The sequence below is a fragment of the Pollutibacter soli genome (assembly GCA_029269725.1).
Classification (GTDB): Bacteria; Bacteroidota; Bacteroidia; order Chitinophagales; family Chitinophagaceae; genus Pollutibacter; species Pollutibacter soli.
This window is the reverse complement of the sequence record JARJHS010000030.1, coordinates 1-546: the sequence shown is the minus strand read 5'-3', so window position 1 is coordinate 546 and position 546 is coordinate 1. Positions and strand designations below refer to the sequence as shown.

Here is a 546-nt window from a genome sequence, read left to right as displayed (position 1 = left end):
ATCGGTGCAGGCAGAAGAAACACCGGTAACACCACAGCCGCCTGATATTTTATTAGGGCCGCTGTTTAATGATGTGCAAAACGCCAAACTTTTTCCGGACCAAAAAACCTTTGCCGATGCCGTGCCGAACAGCGATCCGCTGATGATCCTTGCTGATTATCGGATGCAGCAAAACCAGAGCGGATTTGATCTGCGCCATTTCGTTAACGTCAATTTCACCCTGCCGAAAGAAGGCGAGAAATATGTTCCGCCAGAGGGGCAGTCACTGCGCGAACATATTGACGGACTTTGGCCGGTATTAACGCGTTCTACCGAAAACACCGAAAAATGGGATTCTCTGTTACCGCTGCCGGAACCTTATGTCGTGCCGGGCGGACGCTTTCGCGAGGTATATTACTGGGACAGTTACTTCACCATGTTAGGACTTGCCGAAAGCGGTCACTGGGATAAAGTCGCGGATATGGTGGCCAATTTTGCTCATGAAATAGACACTTACGGTCATATTCCCAACGGCAACCGCAGTTACTATTTAAGCCGCTCGCAACC

General features: G+C 50.0%; 1 pseudogene. It reads left to right on the top strand.

Annotated features, from left to right (window positions below):
• Positions 1 to 546 (top strand): annotated as a pseudogene (treA, locus tag P2W82_RS24710) (alpha,alpha-trehalase); the annotation flags it as partial.